At 74.3% G+C, this 24,552-nt stretch carries 23 protein-coding genes; 6 read left to right on the plus strand and 17 right to left on the minus strand.

The features are described 5' to 3' along the window. Positions 1-77: 77 nt before the first annotated feature. From ACZ6Y1_RS00930 to ACZ6Y1_RS00940, 3 genes are read right to left on the minus strand one after another with little or no spacing between them, the layout of a single operon-like run. On the minus strand, positions 78-1,178 hold the full coding sequence (locus tag ACZ6Y1_RS00930) for an acyl-CoA dehydrogenase family protein (protein WP_469620418.1): 1,101 nt from the start codon (positions 1,176-1,178) through the stop codon (positions 78-80). Continuing rightward, a complete protein-coding gene (locus ACZ6Y1_RS00935) occupies positions 1,175-2,374 on the minus strand; it encodes an acyl-CoA dehydrogenase family protein (RefSeq protein ID WP_469620421.1) in 1,200 nt (399 codons plus the stop codon). The genes ACZ6Y1_RS00930 and ACZ6Y1_RS00935 overlap by 4 nt, the downstream gene beginning before the upstream one ends. Further along, the gene (locus ACZ6Y1_RS00940) at positions 2,371-3,390 is read right to left on the minus strand and encodes an NADPH:quinone oxidoreductase family protein (protein WP_469620426.1); all 1,020 of its coding nucleotides are present in this window, start codon (positions 3,388-3,390) and stop codon (positions 2,371-2,373) included. The genes ACZ6Y1_RS00935 and ACZ6Y1_RS00940 overlap by 4 nt, the downstream gene beginning before the upstream one ends. 248 nt (positions 3,391-3,638) lie before the next feature. On the opposite strand from ACZ6Y1_RS00940, the gene ACZ6Y1_RS00945 reads away from it, so the two are divergent. Then, a complete protein-coding gene (locus ACZ6Y1_RS00945) occupies positions 3,639-4,790 on the plus strand; it encodes a hypothetical protein (protein ID WP_469620429.1) in 1,152 nt (383 codons plus the stop codon). Between the two features lie 49 nt (positions 4,791-4,839). Further along, a complete protein-coding gene (locus tag ACZ6Y1_RS00950) occupies positions 4,840-5,736 on the plus strand; it encodes an SDR family oxidoreductase (protein WP_469620431.1) in 897 nt (298 codons plus the stop codon). A 4-nt stretch (positions 5,737-5,740) separates the two neighbouring features. Here the strand turns inward: ACZ6Y1_RS00950 and ACZ6Y1_RS00955 are convergent, their stop codons facing one another. The 4 genes from ACZ6Y1_RS00955 to ACZ6Y1_RS00970 form a co-directional block, all read right to left on the minus strand. Continuing rightward, entirely contained in the window at positions 5,741-6,574 is an 834-nt protein-coding gene (locus ACZ6Y1_RS00955) for an enoyl-CoA hydratase/isomerase family protein (protein WP_469620435.1), read from the minus strand. 52 nt (positions 6,575-6,626) lie between these two features. Continuing rightward, on the minus strand, positions 6,627-7,391 hold the full coding sequence (locus ACZ6Y1_RS00960; protein WP_469620439.1) for a PIG-L deacetylase family protein: 765 nt from the start codon (positions 7,389-7,391) through the stop codon (positions 6,627-6,629). A gap of 270 nt (positions 7,392-7,661) precedes the next feature. Then, positions 7,662-8,750: an S-(hydroxymethyl)mycothiol dehydrogenase gene (locus ACZ6Y1_RS00965; protein WP_469620443.1), complete on the minus strand. Its 1,089-nt coding sequence runs from the start codon at positions 8,748-8,750 to the stop codon at positions 7,662-7,664. A gap of 74 nt (positions 8,751-8,824) precedes the next feature. Further along, positions 8,825-10,222: a LysR family transcriptional regulator gene (locus tag ACZ6Y1_RS00970; RefSeq protein WP_469620446.1), complete on the minus strand. Its 1,398-nt coding sequence runs from the start codon at positions 10,220-10,222 to the stop codon at positions 8,825-8,827. Between the two features lie 71 nt (positions 10,223-10,293). Between ACZ6Y1_RS00970 and ACZ6Y1_RS00975 the strand changes: the two genes are divergently transcribed. Both ACZ6Y1_RS00975 and ACZ6Y1_RS00980 read left to right on the plus strand, forming a co-directional pair. Next, the gene (locus ACZ6Y1_RS00975) at positions 10,294-11,217 is read left to right on the plus strand and encodes a dihydrodipicolinate synthase family protein (RefSeq protein WP_469620450.1); all 924 of its coding nucleotides are present in this window, start codon (positions 10,294-10,296) and stop codon (positions 11,215-11,217) included. A gap of 376 nt (positions 11,218-11,593) precedes the next feature. Further along, positions 11,594-12,328, plus strand: coding sequence for a LysM peptidoglycan-binding domain-containing protein (locus ACZ6Y1_RS00980; protein ID WP_469620454.1), 735 nt, complete (start codon positions 11,594-11,596; stop codon positions 12,326-12,328). Here the strand turns inward: ACZ6Y1_RS00980 and ACZ6Y1_RS00985 are convergent. From ACZ6Y1_RS00985 to ACZ6Y1_RS01015, 7 genes are all read right to left on the minus strand, one after another. After that, positions 12,312-13,223: a squalene/phytoene synthase family protein gene (locus tag ACZ6Y1_RS00985; RefSeq protein WP_469620457.1), complete on the minus strand. Its 912-nt coding sequence runs from the start codon at positions 13,221-13,223 to the stop codon at positions 12,312-12,314. The genes ACZ6Y1_RS00980 and ACZ6Y1_RS00985 overlap by 17 nt on opposite strands. Positions 13,224-13,276: 53 nt before the next feature. Further along, on the minus strand, positions 13,277-14,977 hold the full coding sequence (locus ACZ6Y1_RS00990; protein ID WP_469620461.1) for a serine/threonine-protein kinase: 1,701 nt from the start codon (positions 14,975-14,977) through the stop codon (positions 13,277-13,279). Between the two features lie 27 nt (positions 14,978-15,004). Continuing rightward, positions 15,005-16,723 carry a peptide-N4-asparagine amidase gene (locus ACZ6Y1_RS00995; protein WP_469620464.1) on the minus strand — a complete coding sequence of 573 codons (1,719 nt, stop codon included), beginning with the start codon at positions 16,721-16,723 and terminating at the stop codon, positions 15,005-15,007. Between the two features lie 139 nt (positions 16,724-16,862). Continuing rightward, positions 16,863-17,342 (minus strand): ribonuclease E activity regulator RraA, encoded by a 480-nt coding sequence (rraA, locus tag ACZ6Y1_RS01000; protein ID WP_469620469.1) that lies wholly within the window; start codon positions 17,340-17,342, stop codon positions 16,863-16,865. A 91-nt stretch (positions 17,343-17,433) separates the two neighbouring features. Next, entirely contained in the window at positions 17,434-17,700 is a 267-nt protein-coding gene (locus ACZ6Y1_RS01005) for a GlsB/YeaQ/YmgE family stress response membrane protein (protein WP_469620472.1), read from the minus strand. 67 nt (positions 17,701-17,767) lie between these two features. Further along, positions 17,768-18,610, minus strand: coding sequence for a hypothetical protein (locus ACZ6Y1_RS01010; RefSeq protein ID WP_469620477.1), 843 nt, complete (start codon positions 18,608-18,610; stop codon positions 17,768-17,770). Further along, positions 18,607-19,536: a phosphatase PAP2 family protein gene (locus ACZ6Y1_RS01015; RefSeq protein WP_469620479.1), complete on the minus strand. Its 930-nt coding sequence runs from the start codon at positions 19,534-19,536 to the stop codon at positions 18,607-18,609. Before ACZ6Y1_RS01015 ends, ACZ6Y1_RS01010 begins: the two co-directional genes overlap by 4 nt. A 194-nt stretch (positions 19,537-19,730) precedes the next feature. Between ACZ6Y1_RS01015 and ACZ6Y1_RS01020 the strand changes: the two genes are divergently transcribed. Continuing rightward, the gene (locus ACZ6Y1_RS01020) at positions 19,731-20,348 is read left to right on the plus strand and encodes a TetR/AcrR family transcriptional regulator (protein ID WP_469620482.1); all 618 of its coding nucleotides are present in this window, start codon (positions 19,731-19,733) and stop codon (positions 20,346-20,348) included. A 187-nt stretch (positions 20,349-20,535) separates the two neighbouring features. Here ACZ6Y1_RS01020 and ACZ6Y1_RS01025 read toward each other — a convergent pair whose 3' ends face one another. Beyond that, positions 20,536-21,078 carry a TerD family protein gene (locus tag ACZ6Y1_RS01025; protein WP_469620486.1) on the minus strand — a complete coding sequence of 181 codons (543 nt, stop codon included), beginning with the start codon at positions 21,076-21,078 and terminating at the stop codon, positions 20,536-20,538. A 124-nt stretch (positions 21,079-21,202) separates the two neighbouring features. Continuing rightward, positions 21,203-22,351 (minus strand): hypothetical protein, encoded by a 1,149-nt coding sequence (locus tag ACZ6Y1_RS01030; protein ID WP_469620489.1) that lies wholly within the window; start codon positions 22,349-22,351, stop codon positions 21,203-21,205. A gap of 230 nt (positions 22,352-22,581) precedes the next feature. Here ACZ6Y1_RS01030 and ACZ6Y1_RS01035 point away from each other — a divergent pair, with 230 nt between their 5' ends. Continuing rightward, complete coding sequence (locus ACZ6Y1_RS01035; protein WP_469620491.1) at positions 22,582-23,400, plus strand: glutamate ABC transporter substrate-binding protein; 819 nt, start codon at positions 22,582-22,584, stop codon at positions 23,398-23,400. Here ACZ6Y1_RS01035 and ACZ6Y1_RS01040 read toward each other — a convergent pair. Continuing rightward, positions 23,384-24,385, minus strand: coding sequence for an SMP-30/gluconolactonase/LRE family protein (locus ACZ6Y1_RS01040; protein ID WP_469620494.1), 1,002 nt, complete (start codon positions 24,383-24,385; stop codon positions 23,384-23,386). The genes ACZ6Y1_RS01035 and ACZ6Y1_RS01040 overlap by 17 nt on opposite strands. Between the last annotated feature and the right edge of the window lie 167 nt (positions 24,386-24,552).

Consider the following 24,552-nt stretch of genomic DNA (forward strand, 5'->3'; position numbering starts at 1 on the left):
ACGTACTTGGCTTTCGCCCGGTGCGGCGAGAGCACGTGCCGGGCGTCGCGGGGCAGACGGGAGTTGGACGCCAGGGCCTAGGGCGCCGGGAGCTCCGCGAAGTCGGCCACCAGGCCCCGGTGGTGGCCGGCCGTGCCGAAGGCCAGGGAGTCGGCCTTGGCGCGCTTGAGGTAGAGGTGGGCGGGGTGCTCCCAGGTCATGCCGATGCCTCCGTGGAGCTGGACGCACTCCTCGGCCGCGCGGACGGCCACGCCCGAGCAGTACGACTGGGCGACGGCCACGGCGAGCGGGGTGTCGGGAGCCCCGGTGGCCAGGGCGTCGGCCGCCGCCCTGGCCGCCGCGCGGGCCGAGGCGACGTCGAGCCAGAGCCGGGCCAGGCGGTGCTTGACGGCCTGGAAGGATCCGACGGGCCGGTTGAACTGGTGCCGGGTGCGCAGGTACCCGACGGTCTCGGTCAGGCACCACTCGGCGATCCCGACCTGCTCGGAGGCCAGCAGTCCGGCCCCGGAGAGCAGGGCCCCGGCGACCGCCGCCCGGGCGGTGGCGGGGTCTGCGAGCAGGGTGCCGGCGGCCCCGTCGAGGGTGACGGTGGCCAGGGGGCGGGTCAGGTCCAGCGGGACCTGGTCCGTCAGCCCGGCGGCGGCCGCGGGGACGGCGTGCAGCCCGGTGTCGGCGAGGACCAGCAGCACGTCGGCCGCCACCGCGTCCGCGACGGAGGTGACCGCGCCGCTCAGGGTTCCGCCACCGGAGTCCCGGACGGCGGCCGGCAGGGGGGCGCCTGGGGCGAGGGTCAGCGGTACGGCCGGCACGCAGACCCGCCTGCCCGAGGCCAGCTCCCGCAGCAGCTCGGCGGCTTCCGGGGTGTCGCAGCCGAGCAGGATGTCGGTGGCGAGCACCGAGCTCGTCAGGTACGGAAGGGGGGCCACCGCGCGGCCCAGCTCCTCCAGGACCACGGCCGCCTCGCGGTGGCACGCGCCCTGGCCGCCGAGCTTCTCGGGCACGAGGAGACCGGCGGCTCCGATCCCGGCGGCAAGGGTCTCCCACAGGGCCGGGTCGTGCGGCCTGCCGGTCTCGGCGCGGGCGAGGACCGCCGCGCTGTCGCACCGGTCGGCGAGCAGGGACCGCACGGCGGAGCGGAGCTCCTCCTCCGTCTCGGAGTAGAGCAGGTCGCGGGTCATCGGGCCAGGTCCTTCCACGGGAGGTCCTTGTCGTCGCGCGGCTCGGGGGGCAGCCCGAGGACGCGTTCGGCGACGATGTTGAGGAGGATTTCGCTGGTGCCGCCCTCGATGCTGTTGCCCTTGGCGCGCACGTAGCGGTAGCCGGCCTCGCGGCCGGTGAAGTCGACGCCCTCGGGGCGGCGCATGGTCCAGTCGTCGTACGACAGGCCCTCCTCGGCGAGGAGTTCGACCTCCAGGGCGCTGATCTCCTGGTTGAGCCGGGCGAAGGTGAGCTTCATGCCCGAGCCCTCGGGGCCGGGCTGCCCCGCGGCGAGCTGCTGGCGCAGCCGCTCGCCGGTGAGGCGGGCGACCTCGGCCTCGACCCACAGTTCCAGCAGCCGCTGGTGCAGGGCGTGGGTGCGCAGTTCGGGGCGCTCTCGCCAGGTGGCGGCGACGAGGCCGATCATGCCGCCCTCGCGCGGGATGCGCATGCCGCCGATGGAGACGCGTTCGTTCATCAGGGTGGTGCGGGCGACGGCCCAGCCCTCGCCGACGGCGCCGAGGCGGTGCGCGTCGGGGATGCGGACGCCGGTCAGGAACACCTCGTTGAACTCGGCCTCGCCGGTGATCTGGCGCAGCGGCCGGACCTCGACGCCGGGGGCGTGCATGTCGCACAGGAAGTAGGTGATGCCCTGGTGCTTGGGGAGGGCGGGGTCGGTGCGGGCGATCAGGATGCCCCAGCGCGCCGTGTGGGCACTGGAGGTCCACACCTTCTGGCCGTCGACCACCCACTCCCCCGAGGCTTCGTCGAGGACGGCGCGGGTGGCGAGCGCGGCCAGGTCGGAGCCGGCTCCCGGCTCGCTGAAGAGCTGGCACCAGACCTCCTCGCCGGTCCACAGGGGCCGCAGGAAGCGGCGCTTCTGCTCCTCGGTGCCGTACGCGAGAATCGTGGGCGCTGCCATGCCGAGGCCGATGCCGATCCGGCGCGGGTCGTTGTCGGGGGCGCCCGCCGCTTCCAGTTCGGCGTCGACGGCGGCCTGCAGGGTGCGGGGCGCGCCGAGTCCGCCGAGGCCCTCGGGGTAGTGGACCCAGGCGAGTCCGGCGTCGAAGCGGGCGCGCAGGAAGTCGGCGGGGGCGGTGGTCGCGGGCGGGTGGGCCGCGAGCAGGTCCCGTACGCGGGCGGAGAGTTCCTCGGCGGTGACGGCCGGGCGGGTCATCGGGCCGCTCCTTCCTGGGCCGGAGTCTGGGGCCGGGCCTGGGACCGGGCCTGGGACGGTACGACGACCAGCCGGCCGGTGGTGGTCCCGTCGGCGAGGCGCTGCACGGCGTCGGCGGCCGCGGTCAGCGGGAGGCGTTCGCTGACCAGGGGTTTGACGGCCCCCTCGGCGGCGAGGCGGGTGAGTTCGGTGTGGCAGGCCAGGACGGCGGCGGGCTCCCTGGCGGCGTAGAGCCCCCAGTGCAGGCCGAGGATCGAGTAGTTCTTGACCAGTGCGTGGTTGAGGGCGGGGGTGGGGATGGTGTCGCTCGCGAAGCCCACGACGACGATCCGGCCCTCGAAGGCCACGCATTTGGCGGAGGCGGTGTAGGCGTCCCCGCCGACCGGGTCGTAGACCACGTCGGCGCCGCGGCCGGCGGTGAACTCCTTGACCCTGGCGGCGATTCCGGCGACGTCCTCGCCGGTGCGGTCGATGACCAGGTCGCAGCCGAGTTCCTCGGCGGTGCGGGCCTTGGCCTTGCCGCCGACGACGCCGATGACGGTGGCCTTGGCGGCCTTGCCGAGCTGGACCGCGGCGCTGCCGACCCCGCCGGCCGCGGCGTGCACGAGCAGGGTCTCGCCGCGCTGGAGCCGGGCCCGGCGGTGAAGGCCGAACCAGCCGGTCTGGTAGCCGATGTGCAGGGCGGCGGCCTCGGCGTCGTCGAGGCTCTCCGGTGCGGGGAGCAGGGCACGCGCGGGGGCGGTGACGTACTCGGCGAAACCGCCGTGCGGGAGGCTCGGGTTGGCGATGACGCGGCGGCCGTCCTCGGTCTCGGCGCAGACCTCGACGCCGGGGGTGAAGGGCAGCGGCGGGCGGATCTGGTACTGCCCGCGGGCGAGCAGGGCGTCCGGGAAGTTGACATTGGCGGCGAGCACCCGGAGCTTCACCTCGCCCTCGCCGGGCACCGGCTGGGGAACCTCTTCGAGACGCATGACCTCGCGGGGTTCGCCGGGGTTGTGTACGCGCCATGCCTGCATCCGGGGCCTCCAGCCGCCGTCGAGAATCACGCTCCGCGCCGCATACTAAGCGGTCGCTTGCCGTTCTGTGAACCCATCGGCGCCCCCGGGGGAAGGCGCCGCTCCGCGTTGACGGCGGCCCCGCGTCCGGCGGTTCCGGCGGAGGGCTGTGTTCACGGGCCGCCGTCGGGCAGCATGGCACCGTAGATCAACAGGCAGATGCCGTACGGCATATGCCGCGCACCGCGCACCTCAGGGGGATACCAGAAGTGAACGCCATCAGCAGGAGGAGCGCCACGGCCGCCGCGGGAGCCGCCGTCGTCCTCGCGGGACTGATCACCGGCACCGGACCGGCCGCGGCGGCCACGACGACGTGCACGCCCGGCATCACCGTCCTTCCGGAGCTGACGGCCGGCGGCCTCGGCACGGTGACCGACTTCGGGCCGGGGGGCCTGACGGTCGGCTCCAGCGGCGGACGTCCGGTCTACTGGACCGCCGACCACGCGGTCCACGCCGTGCCGATGCCCGAGGGTTTCCTGACGGGCTCGGTCAGCGCCGTCAATGCCAAGGGCCTGATGGTGGGCACGGTCCGCAGCGGCGCGCCGGGCTTCCCCGGGGCCGGCTTCACCTACCGGCTGGGCGACCCGTCGGTCCGACTGATCACCACCACGTCCACGCTCTCCGCCGTGACGGACGTCAACGACGCGGGCCGGGTCGTCGGCGTGGACGGCGGCGTGGCGAAGGAATGGCAGAACGGCAGGGTGGTGCGCGAGCTGCCCGTACCCCCGGACGCGCACCCGGGCACCGTCATCAGCTCGGTCGACGCCGTCAACAAGCGCGGCGACATCCTCGGCACCGCCTACACGGACTACGTGGACGAGGCGACCGACGAGATCGTCGTCAAGAGCGTCCCCGTCGTCTGGCCCGCGGGCGACTACCCGACCTACACCCTCCCGGTCTGGAACGAGAACGACAGGACCATCGGCACCCATGCGACCGGCATCGACGACCGCGGCCGGGTCGTCGGCTACGAGAAGGTGAGCTACCGCGACCAGCAGGAGCGCCGGCCCGCCCTCTGGAAGCGGCCCTACGACGCGCTTCCCGCCGACCCCGGCCGGGTCGCGGGCTACGCGCACCTCACCCTGGACGCCGTCAGCCCGACCACGAACCGGGCCGTCGGCACGGCCGTCACCTTCGTCGAGGGCTACCCCAACCACGTCCGGGCCGCGTACTGGCCCGGCACGGGGCCGGTGCTGACCCTCCCGCACCCCGCGGGCGCCACGCCGGACGACCGCAGCGAGGCCCGCGCGGTCTCCGACGACGACCGGGTCGGCGGCAGCTACCTGAACTGGAACGGCACGGGGTCGGGAGCGGTGATCTGGACCTGCGCGAGCAGGCAGGCGTACGCACCGCAGGGCTGATCCCGTCCGCGCCATGGTGATCTCGGCGCCCGCACGCTATCGATGGCGCATGGAGAATCCCCTGCGCGGGCTGCCCGCGCCACCGCCGCCCGGCGCCGCCGCCCTGCCTCCCGGTACGTACGCGGGCCAGGTGGTCCTCGTGACCGGCGGCGGCACCGGGCTCGGGAAGGCCATCGCGGCCGAGTTCGCCCGGCTGGGCGCCGACCTGGTGATCGCGGGGCGGCGCGCGGAGCAGTTGAAGGCCGCGCAGGACGAGCTGGCGGCGGTGCCCGGGGCGGGCCGGGTGACGGCCGCCGTCTGCGACATCCGGGACCCCGAGCGGGTCGCGGAGGTCTTCGACGCGGCCGGGGCGGCCTTCGGCCTCCCGGACGTGCTGGTCAACAACGCAGCCGCCAACTTCCCCTGCCCGGCGGAGGACCTGTCGCCGAACGCCTGGCGGGCGGTGGTCGACACCACCCTGACCGGCACCTGGTTCATGACCCGCGAGTTCGGCCGCCGCCACCTCGCCGCGGGCAGCCCGGGATCCATCGTGAACATCGGCGCCTCCTACGCCTGGACGGGCGGCCCGGGTTTCGCCCACAGCGCCGCCGCCAAGGCCGGGGTGAAGAACCTGGTGGAGACCCTCGCCGTCGAGTGGGGCCCGTACGGCATCCAGATCAACGGGCTCGTCCCCGGGCTGTTCCCGCACGCCGACATGACCGCCGACATCCGCGGCGGCCTGGAGCGGGCAGCGCCCGACGCCAAGGACGCCCGGCAGCCCGCGCTGCGGGTGGGCGCGCCGCGCGAACTCGGCTGGGCGGCCACCTTCCTGGCCTCGCCCTATGCCCGCTTCGTCACCGGTCACACGCTGGTGGTCGACGGGGCGAACTGGCAGCGCCGGGCCGTGGTCAACCCCGAGGTGGTCCCGCTGCGGGAGCAGCTGGGGCGGGGTCCGTTCGCCGGGTGAGGGGTCAGCCCCCGGTGAAGCTCGGCGGGCGGCGGGCCGCCTTGGCGCCGTAGCCCTCGCGGGCGTCCTCCGAGGTGAGGGTGAGGGCCGCGGTCATCGCCACCCGGTCCAGGGCGGCGGGCAGGGCGGCGTCGGCGTAGGCGTCGATGCCGCGCTTGATGCCCTGGACCGCGAGGGGGGCGTTCGCGGCGATCTCCGCCGCCAGCTCCCGGGCGGTGGGCTCCAGTTCGTCTCCCGGGACGGTCAGCTGGACCAGGTTCAGGCGCTGCGCCGTCGCCGCGTCGATGCGGCGGCCGGTCAGGGCCAGGTACTTGGCCCATCCCGCGCCGGCCTCGCGGGCGACGCGCAGGTCTCCGCCGGCGTCCACGGCCACGCCCAGTCCGGCTTCCGGCAGCGCGAAGACGGCGTCCTCGGCGGCCACCCGGATGTCCGCCATCAGCGCCAGCTCGAAGCCGAAGCCCAGGCAGTAGCCCTGGACCGCGGCGACCACCGGCTGCGGGAGGCGGGCGAGGACCGCGAAGCGCTCGTGGACCCAGCGGATGCCCTCGTAGTAGTTGCGGGTGCGTTCGGCGGCCGAGGCCCCGGTGATGGCGCCGCCGGGCGCGGTGACGTCGATGCCCGCGCAGAAGGCCCGGCCCTGCGCGCGCAGCAGCACCACCCGCACGGAGGGGTCGAAGCGGATCCGGTCCGCGAGCAGGCCGAGCTGGCGGGTGGACTCCCAGCTCCAGCCGTTCAGCTTGTCCGGACGGCAGAGGGTGAGGACCGCGATCCCGTCCGCCGTTTCCAGCCGGATCCGTTCCTCGCCCTCCGCGATCTCCGTGGAGACGGTGTCGATCACCGTGCCGCACCCCCGCCCTCTTCTGACGAAGCGTCAGAGTAGGGGCGTCGGCTCAGCGGGGGAAGACCTCGAACAGCACCGCCGGACGGCCGCCGAACCGGGCTCCCGCCTGTTCGGCGGCGCCGCCGAGGAAGCCGCGCACGTACTCCTCGGGGTCCTGCTCCGTCAGCACCTCGATGTACGCCTTGTGTGCCATGAGGGACTTCACGGCCCGCTCCATGCCCGGCCCGGCGTCGGCCGCGTGCGTCGGGGTGGTCGTCCCGGTCACCGCGACCCAGCGCACCCCGTTCCAGGGCTCCAGGCCCTGCTCGGTGATCAGCTCGGGGAAGATCCAGCGGTTGCCCGCGTCGGCGGCGGCGTCCAAGGTGGCCCGTCCCACGGCCTTGTGGTCGGGGGTGTTCCAGTAGCCGCCACCGTCGGCACCGCCCCAGGTGTCACGGTGGTTCATCGTGACGACCAGCTCGGGGCGGTGGCGGCGGATGGCGGCGGCGATGTCCCGGCGCAGGTCCAGGCCGTACTCGACCACGCCGTCGCGGTAGTCGAGGAACTCCACCTCGGACACGCCGACGGCGGCCGCGCTCGCGCGCTGCTCCGCCTCGCGCAGCGGAGCGCATTCGGCGGGCGCGACGGTGTCGATGCCCGCCTCCCCGCGCGTGGCGAGGACGTAGACGACCTCGCGGCCGCCGTCCGTCCAGTCCGCGATGGCGGCGGACGCGCCGTACTCCAGGTCGTCGGGGTGGGCGACCACCGCGAGCGCACGCCGCCAGTCGGTGGGCATGGGCGGCAACGGGGGCTGCTGAGGCTGCTGTTCGGTCATACGTCGAACCATAGGCGACCGGCCCCGGCCGGCTCAGGCCTCGTCGCGTACGAGGGCCAGCAGCCGGTCCAGGACCCGCGGGCCGCCCGCGCGGACCCCGACCCGCGCCGAAGAGATCACGCAGTTCAGCGGTGATCAGGACCGCGTCCACCTGCTCGTGCACTACCCGCCGAAGGCACGCACCCCCGGCGGGGGCCCGGATGCCGTGTTCCGCCCGAGTCCAGGGCCGGAGCGCCGGGGCTCCGGCCCTGGACCTCCGGGGCCCCTGGGTTACGGGAACTCGACCACGGAGCGGAGCACCTCGCCGCGCTCCATCCGGGCGAAGGCTTCCTCGACCCCGTCGAGCGGGATGGTCTCGGAGACGAACGCGTCGAGGTCGAGCCGGCCCTGCAGGTACAGGTCGGTCAGGAGCGGGAAGTCCCGCTCGGGCAGGCAGTCCCCGTACCAGGAGGACTTGAGGGCGCCCCCGCGGCCGAAGACGTCGAGGAGCGGGAGTTCGAGCTTCATGTCCGGTGTCGGCACGCCGACCAGGACCACGGTGCCCGCGAGGTCGCGGGCGTAGAAGGCCTGGTGATAGGTCTCGGGGCGGCCGACCGCCTCGATGACCACGTCCGCGCCGTGGCCCCCGGTCAGCCTCCGGACCGCCTCGACCACGTCCTCCGTACGGCCGTTGACGGTGTGCGTGGCACCGAGGCCGCGGGCCCACTCCAGCTTCCGGTCGTCGAGGTCCACGGCGATGATCCGGGAGGCGCCCGCGAGCCGGGCCCCGGCCACGGCGGCGTTGCCGACTCCGCCGCAGCCGATGACGGCGACGGAGTCGCCGCGTCCGACGTTGCCGGTGTTCAGGGCTGCGCCGAGGCCGGCCATCACCCCGCAGCCGAGGAGTCCGGCGGCGGCGGGCGAGGCGGCCGGGTCCACCTTGGTGCACTGACCGGCCGCGACCAGGGTTTTCTCGGCGAAGGCGCCGATGCCCAGCGCCGGGGACAGCGGGGTGCCGTCCTCCAGGGTCATCGGCTGGGTGGCGTTGTGCGTGGCGAAGCAGTACCAGGGCCGACCGCGCCGGCAGGCCCGGCAGGTGCCGCACACCGCGCGCCAGTTGAGGACGACGAAGTCGCCGGGGGCCACCGAGCTGACGTCCGGGCCGACCGCTTCGACGATCCCGGCGGCCTCGTGGCCGAGCAGGAAGGGGAACTCGTCGTTGATGCCGCCTTGGCGGTAGTGCAGGTCGGTGTGGCACACCCCGCAGGCCTGGACCCGTACGAGCGCCTCGCCCGGGCCGGGATCGGGCACCAGGACCGTCGTCGTCTCCACCGGTGCGCCCTTGCTCCGGGCGATGACCCCTCGTACGCGATGCGTCACGTCTACCCCGCTCTGCTGTCGTCGGCTCCGTCGGTACGGAACGTACACGGGCGGCGCCGCGCAGGGCAGTTGTGTCACGGCACGGCGCGCGATCCGGCCAGTTCCGGCGGCACGGCCGCGCGCAGGGCCGCGCCGAAGGCGGCCACGGCCGGGTGGGCGGCAGCCCCGCTGCGGAACGCGAGCTGGGTGCGGCGGCTCATGAGCAGGCGGGTGAGGTGCACGGCCGGATCGGCGGGGGCGGTGATGCCGAGCTGCGGTACGACGGCGACCCCCTGGCCGGCCGCGACCAGGGCGAGGACGGTGGCGAACTCGTCGACCTGGTGGCGGATCCGGGGCGTGAACCCGGCGGCCTGGCAGGCCCGCAGGGTCATGGCATGGCAGAGGGTGCCGGGCGTGGCGGTGATCCACGGCGCGTCGGCGTGCGCGCGCAGGACGGAGTCCTGGTCGGCCCGGCGGCCTGCGGGGCCGACCGCCAGGACGGCAGACGGGCCACCGTCCCGGACGTCCCCCCGCGCAGGGCCATGGGCCGGGGTGGCCGCCGCGGCACACCAGGCCCGGCCCTGGGCCGGGGCTTGGCCGTGGGCCTGGGCCTGGGCCTGGGCTTGACCGTGGGCCGGGGGCAGGGCTTGGCCATGAGCCGGGGCCTCGGCTTGGCTGTGGACCGGGACCGAGGCCCGGCCGTGGGCCGGACCCTGGGTCGAGCCTTGGCCGTGGACCGGGACCTCGGCTTGGCTGTGGACCGGGACCCCGGCTTGGCCGTGGGCCGGACCCTGGGCCGAGGCCAGACCCTGGGCCGAGGCCAGACCGACGGCCAGGGACGGACCGACGGCCAGGGACGGACCGACGGCCGAGGCCAGACCGACGGCCAGGGACGGACCGACGGCCAGGGACGGACCGACGGCCGAGGCCAGACCGACGGCCGGGGACGGACCGACGGCCGGGGGCGGGGTGGCCAGGTACATCGCCTCGGTGTAGAGGGGCTCGGTCGCCAGGCCCGGCTCCTGGGCGGCGGGGACGAAGTCGTACTCGTGGACGAGGGCCACGTCCAGGTCCCCGGCCCGCAGGGCGTGCGCCACGGCCGCCGGGTCGGTCTCCGAGACCATGGGCTCCAGCGCCGGGTGCCGCCGGGCGAGGGCCGTCAGGGCCGCGGGGACGATGGCCCGCGTCGCGGTGGGGAAGGCCCCGATCCGCAGGGCTCCGGCCAGGCCTCCGCGCGCCTCCGCGAGATCGGCCTCGGCCTGTTCCAGCCGTTCGAGGACGGCTTCGGCGTGCTCGACCAGGTGCCGGCCGGCCGGCGTCAGCCGGACCCGGCGGCCGGTGCGTTCCAGCAGCGGCAGACCGGCTTCCCGTTCGAGGACGCCGAGCTGCTGGGACACCGCCGAAGGGCTGAACGCGAGGGCCTCGGCCACGGCGGCGATGGTGCCCCGGCGGGCCAGTTCGCGCAGCAGGCGCAGGCGTCGTACATCGAGCATCGGCTCAGCTTACGCATGGCGTAAGAAACGCGAACTGGATCTGTCGGTTCTGCCAGGACAGGCTCTACGGCATGGCACTCGACACCGATGCGCTCCCTGCGCTCCCCGCCGCACTGCGGGGGATCCACGTACCGCTCGTCACCCCCTTCGACCGCTCGGGGGAGGTGGCCGCCGAGGCCCTGGAAGGCCTGGCCCACGAGGTGCTCGACGCGGGCGCCACCGGGATCGTGGCCCTCGGCACCACCGCGGAGAGCGCGGCTCTCGACGAGGCCGAGCGCGACCTCGTCACCGATGTGTGCGCCCGGGTCTGCCGGGAGCGGGGCGCGATGCTGACGGTCGGCGCGGGGGCGAGCGCGACGCGGGCCGCCGAGGCCTCGCTGGCCCGGCTGGCGCGGTGGCCGGAGGCACGGGCGGCCCTGGTGACCGTCCCGTCGTTCGTGCGGCCCTCGGCGGCGGGCGTGCTGGCGCACTTCGCGCGGCTGGCCGGGGTGAGCCCCGTACCGCTGATCGTCTATCACATCCCGTACCGCACGGGGCAGCCGCTGGACGCTGCCGCGCTGCGGGCGCTCGGGGCGCTGCCCGGGGTGGCCGGGATGAAGTACGCGGCCGGGGGCATCGGCGAGGACACGGTCGCGCTGCTCGGGGACCCGCCGGCCGGGTTCGAGGTGCTGGCGGGGGACGACGCGTACGCGTCCCCGCTGCTGGCGATGGGCGCGTCGGGCGCCATCCTCTCCTCGGCCCATCTGGCGACGGACCGGTTCGCGGAGCTCGCCGCGGCCTGGCGGGCGGGGGACGCGGCGCGGGCGCGGCCGCTGGGGCACGCCCTGGCGCGACTGTCCGCGGCTGCCTTCGCCGAACCCAATCCGGTGGTCGTCAAGGGCGTCCTGCACGCGCGGGGGCGGATCCCGTCGCCCGGTGTGCGGCTCCCGCTGCTGCCGGCGTCCGAGGCGGCGGTGTCGGCCGCGCTGGAGCGGCTCGCGGAGCTCGAACCGTAGGAATTCGGCGCCCGAAAACGTCCGATTCAGACGTTTCGCCACCTAAGGGCCAGTCGCCCGAATGAGCCGCATGCGGGCCGGACTTGTCCGGATTGGGCGCGAGGCCTCCGGCCCGTGATGTGAGTCACGGCGATTCCTCCAACATCATTCCTCCGGGACGGCCGATTCCCTTTTCCTGGAAAGGGAATCGGCTATTTCGCCGGTACGTCACCAAGGTCATTTTCCGGACCTAAAGCAGGAAGTCGATCTACCGGCGGAATTCGGGTCTTGTTGCCGCCCGGCGGACTCACCTACGGTCACCTCACTCCCGGTGGTCCCCAGCCGAATCCGGTCCACCCACCAGGGTCTCCCGTCCCCCCACGTGAGGAATTCCGCCATGCCCGCAAAGGGTAAGCACCGTCGGCCGAAGCACCAGAAGATCACCCGCAAGCTGGCTCTCGCCGGCACCGGTGGCGCGGCCCTCACCCTCCCGCTGATCAGCGCGACCACCGCTGGGGCAGTGGAGACGACCACCGCTCCCGCGGCGCGCACCATCGCCGCCGCGACCCCCGCGGCCGCTGCCGCGACCTATTCGGTGAAGGCCGGCGACACCCTTTCCGGGATCGCGTCGAAGCATTCCGTGAAGGGCGGCTGGAAGACGCTCTACGCGGCGAACAAGAGCGTCATCGGCAACAATCCGTCGATCATCCGGCCCGGCATCGAGCTGAAGCTCGGTACCCAGCCGGAGGCCGTCCGTGCGAGCCGCTCCGCCGCCCGGACCGCGCTCAAGCCCGCCGCCGCGCCCGCCTACCCGAACAACCTCGACGGGTGGATCCGCGAGTCCCTGGCCGTGATGGCCAAGCACGGAATTCCCGGCACCTACAACGGAATTCACCGCAACGTGATGCGCGAGTCCTCGGGCAACCCGCTCGCCATCAACAACTGGGACATCAACGCCCAGAACGGCATCCCGTCCAAGGGCCTGCTCCAGGTCATCGACCCGACCTTCCAGGCCTATCACGTGCCGGGCACCTCGCTGAACTCGTACGACCCGGTCGCCAACATCACCGCGGCGTGCAACTACGCGGCCGCCCGCTACGGTTCCATCGACAACGTCAACGGGGCCTACTGAGCCCCCTCCGGGCACGCACGAGGGTGCGCAGGGGTGCCACCAGCCCGTAGCCGACGTCCCGGCGCAGGGCGGTGACCCCCGCGCGCTCCACCGCGGTCAGCTGGTGCTCCATCAGTTCCCGCATCGTGGCGATCACCGGACGCAGTCCCGGTTCGGCCAGTCCGAGGATGCCGTCCGTGGCGTCGAGGGAGGTCCGGGCGCGCCGGGTCTCGGCGGCGAGCAGGGCCCGCACGGCAGGGGTGTCGCGGGCCCGTTCGAGGTCGGCCCGGGTGACGGAGTGCTCGGCGAGGCTGCTGCGCGGAATGCACAGGCGGCCGTCCGCGAGGTCCCCGGACAGGTCGGCGAGGAAGTCGACGCGCTGGGCCGCGTCGACGAACCGCCGCCAGCCGGCGGCCTGTTCGGGGTCGGGGCCGCCCTGGTACTGGAGTCCGGTGAAGACCAGAACCCCGGGCCAGGCGTAGGCGTCGAGGTAGGCCTGGAAGTCCTCTTCGGTGCCGAAGCCGTCGAAGCCCGCCTCGGCGGTGGCGGCGCCGTCCAGGAAGCGGGATATCCAATGCGGGGGCAGCGCACGGGTGTGGACCGCGTGCGCGTAGGCGCGCAGGACGGGGTCGGGGCCGTCCCCGGTCTTCAGGGCCTCCTCCACCCGCCCGGTCAGCGCGGCGATTCCGTCGGCCCGCTGACCGGGCGTGCCGGTCTCGGCCACGTCGTCGACCAGGTTCATGAAGGCGAGACCGGCGGCGAGGTACGGCACCAGCGCCGGCGCGGCCAGCAGGCGCAGGGCGAGGTAGGGGGCGGGTTCCCGGCGCAGCACCCGGCGGGCGGCCCGCGTGTAGTCGTCGCGCAGCCGGGGGCCGGAGATCCCGGCCCCCGTGAGGGAGTTGCGCCAGCTGGCCATGTCGGTGGTGCTCCTCGGCGTGTCGGACCGTACGTGCGTACAGGTGCACGATGTCAGAAGGGGACGACCTTCTTGACCTTGCCGTCGGTCCCGGCGAGCACGTAGCCGCCGCGGCCGTACTCGTCCGTGAGGTAGGGGCGCATGCAGGGGACCTGGTCCATCATCCAGGGTTCGACGATGACGTAGCGCGAAGCCGGGTTGGGGATCTTCAGGTCCTTCTTGGACTGCTCCAGCAGGCCGGGCAGGGCGTCCCAGTTGACCGAGGCCATGTCGATCAGGGGTTCGCCCTCCTTGACCGTGCCGTCCGGACCGGTGCGCTTGGCTGCGCCGTCGCGGTACTGCCAGGCGTCGACGGTCTCGGCACCGGGGGCTGTGGGGATGGAGGCGAGGACGTATCCGTCGTAGACCGTCAGGTCCACGAAGGTGGTCGTGCCCGCCTGCTGCTTGAAGGCCTCCAGGGCGATCCGGATGTTCTCCGGGGTGAGCATGCTGCCCCGGGGCGCGCTCGCCTGGGACCCGCCCGTCTTCGCGCCGGGGGTGGCGGTGGCGGGCGGGTTGGCGCCGGAACTCGTCGAGACGGAGGGGCGGGCGGAGGAGCCACCCTTCGCGCCGTCACGGCCGCCGTCGGCGTTCCCGTCGGGCAGCGCCCGGACGATCCCGGTGACCGCGGCCGCCAGGACCACCACGGCGACGGCGCCGATGAGGGCCTGGCGCCTGCGCGGGGCCGGCGCCGAGGGGAGGGGCGTCGTGGGGGCCGCGTAGGGGGACGGGGGGACCGGGCCGAACGGCGGCGGGGTGGGCGGCCCGTACTGCCCGTAGGGCGACGCGGGGACGCATGCGACGACGGGCGCGGCCACGGGGGCGGGGGCAACCCCGGCTCCGGCTCCGGCTCCGGCTCCGGCTGCGAGAGCGGTGCTCGCGTCCCGGAGCAGCTGTTCCAGCCGCGCGCCGTCGGGCCGCGCGGCCGGGTCCCGTACGAGCAGCCGTTCCAGTACGGCTCCCAGCGGGCCCGAGCGCACGGGCGCCGGGATCGGTTCGTCCAGTACGGCCACGACCGTGGCCAGGCTGGTGGCGCGGCGCAGCGGATGGACTCCCTCCGCGGCCACGTACAGCATCATGCCCAGCGACCACAGGTCGGAGGCGGCGAGCCCCTCCTCGCCCCGCACGCGCTCGGGCGCGATGTACTCCGGCGACCCGATCAGCACACCGGTCGCGGTGAGCCCCGTCGACTCCTGCAGGGCCGCGATGCCGAAGTCGGTGAGCACCGCCGATCCGTCGGGCCGCAGCAGCACGTTGGCCGGTTTCACATCCCGGTGCAGGATCCCCTCGGCGTGTGCCGCGCGCAGCGCGGACAGCACGTCGAGGCCGGTCCGCAGCACGTCCGCGAGCGGCAGCGGGCCGGCCGCCAGCTTGTCGTGCAGCGAACCGCCGCGGACGAGTTCCATCACGATCCACGGGTGTCCGTCCGCTCCCTCGGGCGGCTCGACGATGTGGTGGATCGTCACCACGTGGGGGTGGGCGAGGCGGGCGAGGGCGCGGGCCTCGCGGACGGCCCGTTCGCGGAGCTGATCGGCCAGACCGGGCTGGGCCGCGGCGGTCGCCGGGTCCGGCGGGCGCACCTCCTTGAGTGCGACCTCGCGGTGCAGGGCGACGTCGCGGGCCCGCCACACCGTACCCATTCCCCCGCTGCCCAGGGGGGCGACGAGTTCGAATCGCCCGTCGATCATCTGTCTGCCGGCCTCACCATTGCTCATGGCCGGTCATCGTAGGCCCCCGCGCCGTCAGCAGCGTCGCCGGTCCACCGTCAGCGTTCCCTGCACGGTGGTGATCGTGCGGTCGTAGCAGCCGCCCGGCGCCCCGGACCCGTGCAGCCGGTAGCGGGCGGAGGTGGTGGCGACCGCGTGGCGCTGGTCGCGGGGGACGTTCGCGGTGTAGGTGGCGTCGCCCGTGTACCCGTCGTCGAGGCGGGTGACGTCGACGCCGCGGCCGCCGCGCAGGGTCACGGTGTCGGCGCGGTCGCCGAGCGAGAGGACGGTCCGCAGCCGGTCCCCGGCCCCCAGGGTGGTCGCGCCGTCCATCGTGTACGTGCGGACGGTACGGGTGGTGGTGGGCCCGCGGGTCACGCTCTCCTCGTCGGTCCACGTCGCGGTCAGCGCGTCCCGGTCCTCGCCCTCGGTCCAGCGGTGCACGGAGGTGCCCCGCACGGCGCGGGTGACGGTGGTGGTGACCCGGCCGTGGGAGGTGTCCAGGTACCCGGAGACGGTCAGCCGGTGGCTGCCCTCGGTGTCCAGGCGGTGTTCGCCGCCGGGGGCTGAGGGCGTCCAGCGGGTGGAGCCGGCCGGTTCGCCCTGCTCCTGCCGGGTCAGGGCCCCGGTGACGGTCTCGCGGGCCTCGTCCTGCCAGAGCAGCAGGTTGGTCGGGGTGCTCCAGCCGCTCTGCCCGGCCGGGACCCCGGCCACGGTCACCTCGATCCGGTGCGGACGGCCGTCGTTGAGGAGGGCGGCGTAGGGGGTGAGGTCGTAGAGGATCGGCTGGACGTCGAAGGCGCGGGGGCCGGGGGTGACGTACCAGAGGAAGGGGTTGGACCAGCCGCCGGTCCAGACGGTCGGGAAGGGCGCGGCGATGCCCGCCGGCTGCCCGTCGACGGAGATCCTCACCTCGCGGTGGGGGCCCTTCTCCGCCTTGCAGGAGTACGGGGCCGGGTCGGGGACGGTCATGTACCAGTACTCCTCGCAGCCGCCGCCGGAGCCGGTGGCGTACACCTCGGCGAGGAGGCGTTCGGTGTTGCGCGGGGTGGTGACCGCGGGGGTCGTGAGGGGCAGCACGCGGTCGGGGGTGTCCGGGGCCGGCGGGGTGCCGCCCTCGGCGGCGTGGAACGTCAGGGTGACCTTGACGTCGATGATTCCCGTGTAGGTGTCGTCGACGACGTTTCCGATGAGCATCTCGACGGGCTGCGGGCGGGCGAGGACGTCGCGGTAGCGGGTGACGTCCTTCTCCACGGACCAGGCGATGCCGTCGGGAGAGGGCTGCGGGGTGGAGGTGCGCAGGATCTCGACGCCGCCGAGGGTGAGGTTGCCCAGGCGGTCGTACTGGCGTCCCTTGACCTTGCCGTCGAGGCGGAGCACCACCTTGGCCCAGTTCCCGGGGCCGCAGTCCGCGGGCGGTGCGTAGCCGCCGCGGTAGGGGGTGAAGTCGCGGAACTGCGCCTCCGCGAGGGTCACCCGGCAGGACCGGGTCCCGGGCCGGACGACCGGCGGGGCGGGTGTCAGCGGGTCGTGCCAGTCGGTGCCGAACTCTGCGGGCGGGTCGCCCGCCGGCGCGGTCGCGGGGCGGGTGGCGACGGGGGTCCCGGTCGAGGCGTGCGCGGCCGTCGCGTACGCGGGCGTGGTGCGCGCGGTGGCGGCGTGCGCGGGGGCTGCGTGCGCGGGTCCCGCGGCGGCCAGGGTGCCGGCCGCCAGCGCGATCGCGCAGAGCGGGCCCATGATCCTGTCTCGTCTCATGGGCCCGCAGTGAAACCCGGCCCGCCCGGGCGGCGCCAGGGCGGGCCCGGCGGATGTGGCGCGATCTCGCCCCTCGCGGCGCAGGCCCCGCGGCCCTGCGCGCCGGACGTGGGACTCCGGCCCGCCGGAAGGACGGGGCTCAGGCCGGGAGGACCACGACGCCGTCGTCGTCGGCGTGGACGGTGTCCCCGGGACGGAAGGTGGTGCCTCCGATGGTGACGGGCACGTCCACCTCGCCCGCGCCGGTCTTCCCGCTCTTGCGGGGGACCGTGCCCAGCGCCTTCACGCCGAGGTCGAGCCCGCCGAGGGCCACGCTGTCGCGGACGGCGCCGTTGATGATCAGGCCCGCCCAGCCGTTGCGCTCGGCGGCGCCGGCGATCAGGTCGCCCACGAGGGCGGTGCGCAGCGAGCCCCCGCCGTCCACGACGAGGACGGCGCCCTCGCCGGGCCCGTGCACGAGTTCGCGCAGCAGCGCGTTGTCCTCGTGGCAGGAGAGGGTCCGCACCGGACCGGCGAACAGCCGGCGGCCGCCGAGCTGCCGGAACCGCGTCGCACAGATGCCGAGGGCCTCGCCGTGCTCGTCGTACAGGTCGGCCGTGGGGACGGGGGTGACGCTCATGTCGCTGGAGGTTCCTCGCTGCTCGTTGTCGCTCGTACGTCGCGCCGTGCGGCCAGCGTAACGGCCGCCCGGCACTCGCTCACCGACGCGGTCAGCGGCGGGAGTGGCCGAAGAGGATCCGGTAGGCGATGAGCAGGACCAGCGAGCCCGCGATGGCGGCGCCCCAGGTGGTGAGGTCGAAGAACTCGGTCTGGATCGGCTTGTCGAGGAACTTCGCCGAGAGCCAGCCGCCGATGAACGAGCCGGCGACGCCGATGAGGGTGGTGACGATCAGGCCACCGGGATCCCGGCCGGGCAGCAGGAACTTCGCTATGCCCCCGGCCAGCAGTCCCAGGACGATCCAGCTGACGATTCCCATGCCCAGTCACTCCGTTTCGGTGGTCCGCTGTTCTCCGGGGAGGACGCGGCGCGGACCGGAACGGTTCTCAGGCGGCGGCTCCGGCCATGGCGGCGGGCGGTGTCCGGGTCAGCAGGAGCACCCCGCGCGTCGCGGCGAGGGCTCCGGCCACCGCCAGCAGCACGCCCAGCGCGCCGCCCTGGAGGCGTTCGCCCAGCAGGAGCATGCCGATGGCGGCCGCCGCGAGGGGGTTGGAGAGGTTGACCACGGCGAGCGGGGCGCCGAGGCCGCCCCGGTAGGCCCGCTGGGACAGCAGCATCCCGCCGACCGCGAACACCACGACGAGGAGGGCCGCCGCGACGACCCGGACGCTGAGCAGGTCCCCGCCCCGGCCGCCCGCCACGGCGACGGTCTGGGTCAGGGCGGAGGCGGCCGCGGAGGCGAGCCCGGACGCGGTCGCGTGCCGGAGCCCCGAACGCGGGTCCTTGCGGGCGGTCAGCAGCAGGATCACGGCGGCCGTCGCGCCGGAGACGGCGAAGGCCTCGGCCAGGGAGAGGGTGTCGTCGGGGGCCGGTCCGGAAGCCGGGAGCAGCAGCAGGCCGAGCCCGGCGACGGTGGCCAGGGTGCCCCGCCACTCGGTGGCGGCGACCCGGCGCCCGGCTCCGTGCGCGCCGAGCGGGACCGCGGCCACCAGGGTGAGCGCGCCGAGCGGCTGGACCAGGGTGAGCGGCCCGTACCGCAGGGCGGCGGCGTGCAGCAGCGCGGCGGCGGCGTTCAGCCCTGCCGACCACCACCAGGCGCCGTTGCCGAGGAGGGCCCCGACGCTGCGCGCGACGGCGGCCCGGGCGAGCCGCTCCTGGGCGACGGCCGCGGCCGCGTACGTGACGGCCGAGGCGAGGCAGAGCGCGACGGCGAGAACGGTGGCGTTCACGGGCGTGCTCCTGCGGAGGCGGTGGCCGGGGCCGAGGCGGTGGCAGTGGCCGGGGCGGTGGCAGTGGCCGAGGCGGTGGCAGTGGCCGGGGCGGTGGCAGTGGCCGGGGCCGGGGCCGGGGCCGTTCGCGGCGCCGGCAGTGCGGTGGCGGCCCGGTCGGGGGAACCGCTCCGCGGCGGACGCGGCGACCGCGGCGGACCCGTCGGACGCGGGACCACGAGGAGGGCCGCGCCGAGCAGGACGGCGGCCACGATCGAGTCGAGCCAGTAGTGGTTGGCCGTACCGACCACCACCAGCAGGGTCACCAGTGGGTGCAGCAGCCACAGCGCACGCCACCGGGAGGTGGTGGCCGCGATCATGCCGAGCGCGAGCATCAGCGCCCAGCCGAAGTGCAGGGAGGGCATCGCGGCGAACTGGTTCGCCATCGTGTCGGCGGCCGGCTCGGCTCCGTAGACGCTGGGCCCGTACACCTGGCCGGTGTCGACGAGCCGGGCCGCTGCGAGCATCCGCGGCGGGGCCAGCGGGAAGGCGAGGTGCAGGACGAGGGCGGCTCCGGTGAGGACGGCCAGGACCCGGCGGGCCCACAGGTAGTGGCCGGGGCGGCGGACCCAGAGCCAGATCAGGAAGAGAGCGGTCGCCGGGAAGTGGACCGCGGCGTAGTAGGTGTTGGCCGTGTGCACGAGGGCGTCGCCGTGCAGCAGCAGGCGCTGCACCGCTCCCTCCCCGGGCAGGTGCAGGGCGCGCTCGGCGTCCCAGGTCCACCCGGCGTTGCGGAAGGCCGCGTCGGTGCGGCCCGTCGAGAGGGTCCGTCCCGCCTTGTAGAAGGCGAAGAGTCCCGCGACGAGCAGCAGCTCGCGTATGAGCCGGCGACGCGCCGACCCGGGTTGGCCGGGCTCCTCGGATATCCCGGTGGTGTGGGTCTTCATCCGCCGGTCTCGCTTCCTCTTCGCACACGCATCGGTCCTGCGCCCCCCTGACCTCGGCCTGCTTCCGGGCCGATATCGACACGCCAGTGTATCGATACATTCGCGTATCGATACGACCCTGTACCGATACGCTCGCGTTCCCGTAGACTTTCACCAGACCCCGCCACCGAGGCGCCCCGAGGAGAGCCGCATCCATGACGTCGACGCCGCCGGCCCCCGCGCGCCGCTCCAAGATCACGCCGGAGCGGGAGCAGCAGTTCTTCGACGCCGTCCTGGAGCAGCTGCGCGAGCACGGCTACGAGGCCCTGACCATGGAGGGCGTCGCCGCCCGCGCCAGCTGCGGAAAGTCCACGCTCTACCGGCAGTGGCGGACCAAGCCCCGGCTGGTCGCCGCAGCCCTCCGCGCGAACCGGCAGGGCACGCTCGCTGCGGTGGACACCGGGTCGCTGGCCGGCGATCTGCGCGAGGCCGCGCGCATCGCGGCGTGCACCTCGGGCCGGGACACCCGGCTGACGCAGGCCCTCGGGCATGCGGTGCTGAGCGACGAGGAGCTCCAGTCGGCGCTGCGCGAGGCACTGGTCGAGCCGGAGCTGGCGGCCTTCGACGCGATGGTGGAGCGGGCGGTGGCGCGGGGCGAGATCACCGCGGACCACCCGGCCGTGGAGTTCCTGCCCGCACAGCTGATGGGCGTGCTCCGGATCCGCCACGTACTGGAAGGCGAGTACGCCGACGCCGACTACCTGGTCCGGTTCGTCGACGCGGTCATGCTGCCCTCGCTGGGTCTGTCGCCGCCCGGCGGTCGGACCCCCTGAAACCGGCGGGCCGCCGTCCCGATGACCTGACGGCTGCCTGCCCGCGCTGCCTCGTGGGGACGGTGGCAGCGCACCACCCGGGCCGGGCGACGGTCACTCACTCGAAGAGTGGCCGCCGCCCGGGCCGTGTGGGCCGCCCTGCACCGCACGGCCGCACGGTCACACGACGGCGCGGCTGCGCGGGCCGTCAGCTCGCGGAGCCCATCTCCCGCACGTACTCCTCCGGATCGGCGTCGAAGCCGCGCACCCGCGCGTCGAGGGACCAGGTGCCCGAGGAGTCCCGGAGGAACTCGGCCACCGTGGCCGCCGTGGCGGTCGGCACGTCCCCGAAGTCGCCCTGCGCCAGGTCGGTGTGGCCCTCCCGGATCCGGAAACCCGTACCGCCGACGCCTGCGAAGGTCTTCGCACCGCCGGCGGCGCTCGCGAGGGTGTTCTGGATCACCACGCCGACGACGACCCGGCGCACGTCCTCGCCCATCCGGTCGAGTTCGATCGTCATCACCTCGTCGAAGCCGAAGCCCTGGCCGGTGTGGCTGTCCCGGTTCAGGGTGATCGTGCCGTCGGGCGAGCGCCTGCCGAAGTGGACCAGCTGGACGGGTTCCCGGTGGAGGTCGGCCGCCCCGTAGGCGGCGGCGATGATGTCCAGGTCGTTCGCGGGCGTGCCGGCCGGGCTGGGATCCCACTTCAGGGCGACCTCCACCTTGGCCAGGCCCTTGCGTACACCGGTCACCGAACTCCCCCTCCGTTCAACGGGTATGGCCCGGCCATGATCCCATGCACACTGCCGCCGGGGCCGAACGGCCGTACGTTCCCAGCCAGTCGGCCCCGCCCCCGTCGTCCGCCCCGCATCCGGTCTACCAGTCGCCGTCCCGTACGGGCCTGCCCGGCCGCGGGGCGTTCCCCAGCGGCTTGATCTGGCCGGGGGCGGGCTCCACCCAGGGGTCGTGGTCGTCGCCGAGCCACTCCCCCACCGGCTTGACCCGCCCCAGCGCGTCGGCCGCCGGGAGGTCGGCGGCGGACTCGTCGTAGTGGTGGAACCAGGGCAGGCCGGCCTTGGTGTAGGCGGCCCGGTCGACCGGAGAGGGCGGGGCGTCCTCCCCGGTGATGCGCCGCCAGGCGGGCGGGGGCACCAGGTGGACGAAGACCCGCCCGGCCGGTTCCCGGGCCCAGTCGGACAGCGGCCGGTCGTCCCGGTAGACCTCCTGGCGCATGGTGCCTCCCGCACCGAGCCCCATCGCGGGAGCCGCGGGCGGCGGGGCCGAGCCGGGGGCGCCGCCGCGCATCAGGGGCGCCTGCGTCATGGGCGCGGGCATCTGCGGGGGCACCGCCGCGGGCGCCGGGCCGCCGAAGCCGCCGGGGGCCGGCGCGAGCCCGTACCCGGCGCCTCCGGGGGCCTGCGGAGTCCCGCACCCGGCGGCTCCGCCCCCGCCCGGCCTCCCCGCCCACGGATCGACCCGGGCCGCCCGGGCCCGCCGCCATGCCGCGAGCGCCTCCGGGCCCAGCGGGAACGCCTGGAGCTGCACCCCGCCGGTGGCCTCCTCGCCGGTCACCTGGCCCTCGACGGTGGCGCCCAGCCCCAGCGGCACGGCCACGAACTGGCGCACCGTCCCGTCGCCGGAGTTGATCCCGTCCAGCCACGGCTGCCGGGGCAGCGTGACGTAGTTCTGGGGGTCGCGCGCGAGCCGGCCCGTCCAGCGCTCGCCGGAGACGGCGCAGACCCTGCCGACCCCGACCTGGAGCGCCGCCGGCTCGGGGGTGCCGCCGAAGCGCAGCCACATCGCCTCGCGCAGGTACACGGGCAGCATCACGCCGCCCTTCGCGAGCCACTCGGGCGGCACGGTGTCCGGATGGTCCTCCACGCGGCGCAGCGGGAACTCCCCCAGTCCCGGCGGCAGCGCGTGCGTACCGGACTCGGGAAGGCGCAAAGTCCGGATGAAGTGGATCCGCACCCCTTCTCCGAGTATCAGAGCATTTCCGTGCACCCTCACCGAACCGGTTCCCATGCCGCCCCTTTTTTCCGTCCGGGCGCCGATCGGCCGCAGGATCGCCGGTCGGTCCGGATCGTTATCCTCAAGTTTTGCTCAGATCTAGTGACGCTGAGCCGGTCACCTTCCTAGCTTCCTCGTACACGCGTCTTCCTCGTACGCGTGTCTCGACGTCCCCCCACGTCTCCGCGGTTCCACGCGACCGGCGATCCCGGCGTACACCGCCGCGTCCAAAGAAAGAGTGCAAGATGAAGGTTCCCCAGGCCGGTGCGGTCGCCGCAGTGATCGCCCTCACCCTCACCACCGCCGGGTGCGGTGGCGACAACGAGGCCCAGGGGACCCTGTCGGTCGGCATCAAGTTCGACCAGCCGGGCATCGGGATGCGCGAGCCGGACGGCAGCTTCACCGGCTTCGACGTGGACGTCGCCACCTACATAGCCAAGGAGCTCGGCTACAAGGCGGACCAGATCGAGTTCAAGCAGGTGTACAGCAACGACCGCGAGCTGCTGCTGCAGTACAACGAGGTCGAGCTGGTCGCCGCGAGCTACTCGATCAACGACAAGCGCAAGGAGAAGGTCGACTTCGCCGGCCCGTACTTCGTGGCGCACCAGGACCTGCTGATCCGCGCCGACGACACGAGCATCACCAAGGCCGAGGACCTCAACAATCCCGCCAAGCGGCTCTGCTCGGTCACCGGCTCCACCTCGGCCGAGAACCTCAAGAACAAGCTGGCGCCGAAGGCGGGCATCCTGGAGGTCGCCGGCTACTCGGAGTGCCTCGTCGCCCTTCAGGACCACCTGGTCGACGCGATGACCACGGACAACTCCATCCTGGCCGGTTACGCGGCCCGGAAGGGGAACGAGGGCAAGTTCAAGCTCACGAACCAGAACCTGAGCGTCGAGAACTACGGCATCGGTGTCAAGAAGGGCAACAAGGAACTCCAGGGCAAGATCAACGCCGCTCTGAAGAAGATGGTCGAGGACGGGTCCTGGGAGGCGGCGGTGAAGAAGAACTTCGGCGCCGACTACAAGGCCGACCAGGCCCCCGCGGTCACAGCGGGCAGCTGACGATCGTCGAGGCGGTGGCCGGGTCCGCCCAGTCGGCGTCGAAGCGGGCGTTGACCACGTAGAGCCGGTCGCCGTACACGGCCGCGGTGGTGGGCTCGTCGAAGCGCGGGTCGGTGATCCGCTTGGTGAACCGGGCGCGGCGGCCGTCCCCGCTCAGCGTGAACACGTCCACGGCGTAGGCCCAGTTGCGTACGACGTACAGGGTGCGGCCGTGGACCACGAGCCCGTCGCCGTTGCCCACCGAGCCGCCGTCGAGGACGGTCCGGGTCGCGGTGCCGGTGCGCGGGTCGACGCGGAAGAGGGCCTCGGCCGTGTCGTGCACCAGCAGCAGGGCCTGACCGTCGGGGGTGCGCTCGATGCCGTTGGCGCCCCAGTACTGGCCGCCGGGCGGGACGGGGACCCACTCCCCGCCGAGGTGCAGCGGGCGCGGCGCGGCCTCGGCGCCCGTGAGCGAGCGGCCGGCGGGCAGGAAGTACACCACGTCGGCGAAGGAGTCGGTGAACCAGGCCCCGCCGCATCCCACGACCACGTCGTTGATGAAGGCCGTACCCGTGGCGGCCTGGTGCGTGGCCAGAACGCGGCCGTCGCCGGAGTGGATCACCCGGATCTGGCCGCTGTCGCCGCCGGCGACGAGGAGCCGGCCGTACGCGTCGAGCTTGAGGCCGACGGACATCGGCCCCTGGCCCCGGGTGATGATCCGGCCGGTGCCGGTGGCGAGGTCGGCGCGGTAGATCGAGCCGTCGATCAGCGATCCCGTGTAGGCCACGCCGCGGCCCGAGACGGCGATGCCCTCGGGCTGGAAGCCGGCCGGGGTGGCGACGGTGTCGGGGCGGGAAGTGGCGTCGGGGCGGGAACCGGCGGGCGAGGGCTCGTCGGCCGTCGTACGGGCCTGGGCGAGCGGGGCGAGCGGGCCGGCGAGCGCGACGCCGCCGAGGGCCGCGGCCGCCCCGATGAACCCGCGCCTGCCCAAGGGTCGTCCAGTCACGGTGGTGTCCTTTCAACTGCCTTGAATTCAGCATCGATTGACCCACCCACCTCAACACACCCGCCCTGTCCCGTCAGCATGCCCGCCCGGACACTTCACAAGGGAATGGGGAGCCTCCCCTTCACCGCGCCCGGCCCGCGGAGCGCGGGCCGGGCGCGGTGACGGGC

It is taken from the genome of Streptomyces sp. NPDC053432 (assembly GCF_055585365.1).

Excerpts from the sequence above, each read along its gene's own strand:
- ACZ6Y1_RS00935 (WP_469620421.1), bottom strand. The coding sequence starts at position 2,374 with ATGACCCGCCCGGCCGTCACCGCCGAGGAACTCTCCGCCCGCGTACGG.
- ACZ6Y1_RS00960 (WP_469620439.1), bottom strand. The coding sequence starts at position 7,391 with ATGACCGAACAGCAGCCTCAGCAGCCCCCGTTGCCGCCCATGCCCACC.
- rraA (WP_469620469.1), bottom strand. The coding sequence starts at position 17,342 with ATGAGCGTCACCCCCGTCCCCACGGCCGACCTGTACGACGAGCACGGC.
- ACZ6Y1_RS01020 (WP_469620482.1), top strand. The coding sequence starts at position 19,731 with ATGACGTCGACGCCGCCGGCCCCCGCGCGCCGCTCCAAGATCACGCCG.
- ACZ6Y1_RS00980 (WP_469620454.1), top strand. The coding sequence starts at position 11,594 with ATGCCCGCAAAGGGTAAGCACCGTCGGCCGAAGCACCAGAAGATCACC.
- ACZ6Y1_RS00985 (WP_469620457.1), bottom strand. The coding sequence starts at position 13,223 with ATGGCCAGCTGGCGCAACTCCCTCACGGGGGCCGGGATCTCCGGCCCC.
- ACZ6Y1_RS01030 (WP_469620489.1), bottom strand. The coding sequence starts at position 22,351 with ATGGGAACCGGTTCGGTGAGGGTGCACGGAAATGCTCTGATACTCGGA.
- ACZ6Y1_RS00970 (WP_469620446.1), bottom strand. The coding sequence starts at position 10,222 with ATGCTCGATGTACGACGCCTGCGCCTGCTGCGCGAACTGGCCCGCCGG.
- ACZ6Y1_RS00950 (WP_469620431.1), top strand. The coding sequence starts at position 4,840 with ATGGAGAATCCCCTGCGCGGGCTGCCCGCGCCACCGCCGCCCGGCGCC.
- ACZ6Y1_RS00990 (WP_469620461.1), bottom strand. The coding sequence starts at position 14,977 with ATGAGCAATGGTGAGGCCGGCAGACAGATGATCGACGGGCGATTCGAA.
- ACZ6Y1_RS01015 (WP_469620479.1), bottom strand. The coding sequence starts at position 19,536 with ATGAAGACCCACACCACCGGGATATCCGAGGAGCCCGGCCAACCCGGG.
- ACZ6Y1_RS00975 (WP_469620450.1), top strand. The coding sequence starts at position 10,294 with ATGGCACTCGACACCGATGCGCTCCCTGCGCTCCCCGCCGCACTGCGG.
- ACZ6Y1_RS00995 (WP_469620464.1), bottom strand. The coding sequence starts at position 16,723 with ATGAGACGAGACAGGATCATGGGCCCGCTCTGCGCGATCGCGCTGGCG.
- ACZ6Y1_RS00940 (WP_469620426.1), bottom strand. The coding sequence starts at position 3,390 with ATGCAGGCATGGCGCGTACACAACCCCGGCGAACCCCGCGAGGTCATG.
- ACZ6Y1_RS01035 (WP_469620491.1), top strand. The coding sequence starts at position 22,582 with ATGAAGGTTCCCCAGGCCGGTGCGGTCGCCGCAGTGATCGCCCTCACC.
- ACZ6Y1_RS01005 (WP_469620472.1), bottom strand. The coding sequence starts at position 17,700 with ATGGGAATCGTCAGCTGGATCGTCCTGGGACTGCTGGCCGGGGGCATA.
- ACZ6Y1_RS00930 (WP_469620418.1), bottom strand. The coding sequence starts at position 1,178 with ATGACCCGCGACCTGCTCTACTCCGAGACGGAGGAGGAGCTCCGCTCC.